This window comes from Martelella sp. (assembly GCF_984369615.1).
On sequence record NZ_CFHTCS010000415.1, the window covers coordinates 1 to 3,512 of the forward strand.

At 59.8% G+C, this 3,512-nt stretch carries 3 protein-coding genes; all 3 read left to right on the forward strand.

The window, feature by feature from the left end; genetic code table 11:
- The first annotated feature begins 352 nt into the window (after nucleotides 1-352).
- Nucleotides 353-724 carry a 30S ribosomal protein S12 gene (gene rpsL / locus AC5DC2_RS21375; protein WP_018065617.1) on the forward strand — a complete coding sequence of 124 codons (372 nt, stop codon included), beginning with the start codon at nucleotides 353-355 and terminating at the stop codon, nucleotides 722-724.
- Between the two features lie 75 nt (nucleotides 725-799).
- Nucleotides 800-1,270, forward strand: a complete 471-nt coding sequence (rpsG, locus tag AC5DC2_RS21380) for a 30S ribosomal protein S7 (protein ID WP_024707031.1) — start codon at nucleotides 800-802, stop codon at nucleotides 1,268-1,270.
- A gap of 27 nt (nucleotides 1,271-1,297) precedes the next feature.
- Nucleotides 1,298-3,397, forward strand: a complete 2,100-nt coding sequence (gene fusA, locus AC5DC2_RS21385; RefSeq protein ID WP_024707032.1) for an elongation factor G — start codon at nucleotides 1,298-1,300, stop codon at nucleotides 3,395-3,397.
- Nucleotides 3,398-3,512 lie beyond the last annotated feature (115 nt).

A 3,512-nucleotide genomic window follows, 5' to 3' on the forward strand; every position in this document is an offset into this window, starting at 1 on the left:
CGCCGACCCTTAAGGGTTTTGGTAAAGAAATTCCGGGCTTCAGGCTTGACGGTGGCCGGGGAACCGAGTATGTCCGCGCCAACGGAACCCATGTGAGGTCTGGCCGTTCGGGAAGCCAAATGTCCCGGAGTTCACCTCAGACTAGGTTCTCATACAGCACGTTGAAGATCAAATGCTGCACGCATGACGCGGCAAGGCGCCTGTGTCCTCTGCTTTAAGGTCCATCTGCCGGGAAGGCGGGTCGGGCCGTGCTTGTGCGCATATAGACGCTGAAAGTGCTTCTGTTCGCCGGTGACGGCATTGAAATGCCCCATAAGGGCGACGAGACACGAAATTCTAAAGGGATGGGTATATGCCTACCGTAAACCAACTGATCCGCAAGCCGCGTCAGCCCCAGGTCAAGCGGAACAAGGTTCCGGCGCTGGAACAGAACCCGCAGAAGCGCGGCGTCTGCACCCGCGTCTACACCACGACGCCGAAGAAGCCGAACTCGGCTCTTCGTAAGGTTGCCAAGATCCGCCTGACCAATGGCTTCGAAGTCATCGGCTACATTCCGGGCGAAGGCCACAATCTGCAGGAACACTCCGTCGTCATGATCCGCGGCGGCCGCGTGAAGGACTTGCCGGGTGTGCGTTACCACATCATCCGCGGCGTTCTCGATACGCAGGGCGTCAAGAACCGTAAGCAGCGCCGTTCGAAATACGGTGCGAAGCGTCCGAAGTAATTCGGTTTTCATTTTTCTGGCGCTGCGCGAGGTTCTCCGCGTCTTAAGCGCCGCAACTGTTGAGAGACAAAAAGCATGTCACGACGCCACAGTGCAGAAAAGCGTGAGATCAACCCGGATCCCAAATTTGGCGATCTGGTGATCAGCAAGTTCATGAATGCCATCATGCTGCATGGCAAGAAGTCGGTTGCCGAGACGATCGTCTACGGCGCGCTCGACGCCGTTGAAGCTAAGATGAAGCAGGACCCGATCGAGGTCTTTCATCAGGCGCTCGAAAACGTCGCGCCGCACGTTGAAGTCCGCTCGCGCCGCGTTGGCGGTGCGACCTACCAGGTTCCGGTCGACGTCCGTCCCGAGCGCCGTCAGGCTCTCGCCATCCGCTGGCTGATCGCAGCCGCGCGCAAGCGCAACGAGACCACCATGATCGAGCGCCTGTCCGGCGAGCTCATGGATGCTGCGAACAACCGGGGTTCTGCCGTCAAGAAGCGTGAAGACACGCACAAGATGGCCGACGCCAACCGCGCATTCTCCCATTACCGCTGGTAATTCAGATACGAGGGAAGGCCTAACATCATGGCTCGCGAATATAAAATCGAAGATTACCGTAATTTCGGTATCATGGCGCACATCGACGCTGGCAAGACCACGACGACCGAGCGCATCCTCTTCTACACCGGCAAGTCCCACAAGATCGGTGAAGTTCACGACGGCGCGGCCACGATGGACTGGATGGAGCAGGAGCAGGAGCGTGGCATCACGATCACCTCCGCTGCCACCACCACCTTCTGGCAGGGCCGCGACGGCAAGAAGCGCCGCTTCAACATCATCGACACCCCCGGACACGTCGACTTCACCATTGAAGTCGAGCGTTCGCTGCGCGTGCTCGACGGTGCGGTCGCCCTTCTCGACGCCAATGCCGGCGTCGAGCCGCAGACGGAAACCGTCTGGCGCCAGGCCGACAAGTACAACGTTCCGCGCATGATCTTCTGCAACAAGATGGACAAGATCGGCGCCGACTTCTATCGCTCGGTCGAGATGGTCAAGTCCCGTCTCGGCGCGACCCCGGTTGTCATTCAGCTCCCGATCGGCGCCGAAAACGACTTTGCCGGCGTGATCGACCTGATCGAGATGAAGGCGCTTGTCTGGGACGGCGAACACCTCGGCGCGCAGTGGGATATCACGGATATTCCGGCTGACATGAAGGACAAGGCCGAAGAATGGCGCGAAGCGATGATCGAGGCGGTCGTCGAGATCGACGAAGCCGCCATGGAAGCCTATCTCGAAGGCGAAATGCCGGACAATGACACGATCCGCAAGCTCCTCCGCAAGGGCACGATCGGCGTTCAGTTCTTCCCGATGCTGTGCGGCTCGGCTTTCAAGAACAAGGGCGTCCAGCCGCTTCTCGACGCCGTCGTCGACTTCCTGCCGTCGCCGATCGACATCGAGTCGATCAAGGGTATCGACGTCAAGACCGAAGCCGATATCGAGCGCCACGCTGATGACAACGAACCGCTTTCGATGCTGGCGTTCAAGATCATGAACGACCCCTTCGTCGGTTCGCTGACCTTCTGCCGCGTCTATTCGGGCAAGCTCGAAAAGGGTTCGGGCGTTCTGAACACGGTCAAGGAAAAGCGCGAGCGCGTCGGCCGCATGCTGCAGATGCATTCGAACTCGCGTTCGGACATCGAGGAAGCCTATGCCGGTGACATCGTAGCGCTTGCCGGGCTGAAGGAAACCACCACCGGTGACACGCTCTGCGACCCGCTGCACCCGGTCATCCTGGAACGGATGGAATTCCCCGAGCCGGTCATCCGGATCGCGATCGAGCCGAAGACCAAGGCCGACCAGGAGAAGATGGGCATCGCGCTCAACCGTCTCGCTGCCGAAGACCCGTCCTTCCGCGTTTTCTCCGACGAGGAGAGCGGTCAGACGATCATCGCCGGCATGGGCGAGCTTCACCTCGACATTCTCGTCGACCGCATGAAGCGCGAGTTCAAGGTCGAGGCCAATGTCGGCGCGCCGCAGGTTGCCTACCGCGAAACCATCACGCAGGCCCACGAAGAAGACTACACCCACAAGAAGCAGTCGGGTGGTTCGGGTCAGTTCGCCCGCGTCAAGATCATCTTCGAACCCAATCCCGATGGCGAGGATTTCGTTTTCGAATCCAAGATCGTCGGCGGCTCGGTTCCGAAGGAATACATCCCCGGTGTCCAGAAGGGTATCGAAAGCGTTCTGTCGTCGGGTCCGCTCGCCGGCTTCCCGATGCTCGGCATCAAGGCCACCCTCGTTGACGGCGCCTATCACGATGTCGACTCCTCGGTTCTCGCCTTCGAAATCGCTGCCCGCGCATGTTTCCGTGAAGCTGCCCGCAAGGCCGGCGCCCAGCTCCTCGAGCCGATCATGAGCGTCGAGGTGGTGACCCCGGAAGATTACGTTGGCGACGTCATCGGCGACCTGAACTCCCGTCGCGGCCAGATCCAGGGCCAGGAGCCGCGCGGCAACGCGACGGTGATCGAGGCGGAAGTGCCGCTCGCGAACATGTTCAAGTATGTCGATACGCTGCGTTCAATGTCTCAGGGCCGCGCGCAGTATACGATGACCTTCGATCACAACGCGCCGGTCCCGTCGAACGTCGCGCAGGAAATTCAGGCGAAGTATTCCGGTTCGAAGTAACCGGCCGAAACGCATAATCGAATTCACCCCTCTGGGGTCTGAAAGGAATAGGAGCCTAAAATGGCAAAGGCAAAGTTTGAGCGGAGCAAACCGCACGTCAACATCGGCACGATCG

What these genes read in the sequence shown, in the direction of transcription:
- rpsL (WP_018065617.1), top strand. Translation starts at nt 353, where the DNA reads ATGCCTACCGTAAACCAACTGATCCGCAAGCCGCGTCAGCCCCAGGTC.
- rpsG (WP_024707031.1), top strand. Translation starts at nt 800, where the DNA reads ATGTCACGACGCCACAGTGCAGAAAAGCGTGAGATCAACCCGGATCCC.
- fusA (WP_024707032.1), top strand. Translation starts at nt 1,298, where the DNA reads ATGGCTCGCGAATATAAAATCGAAGATTACCGTAATTTCGGTATCATG.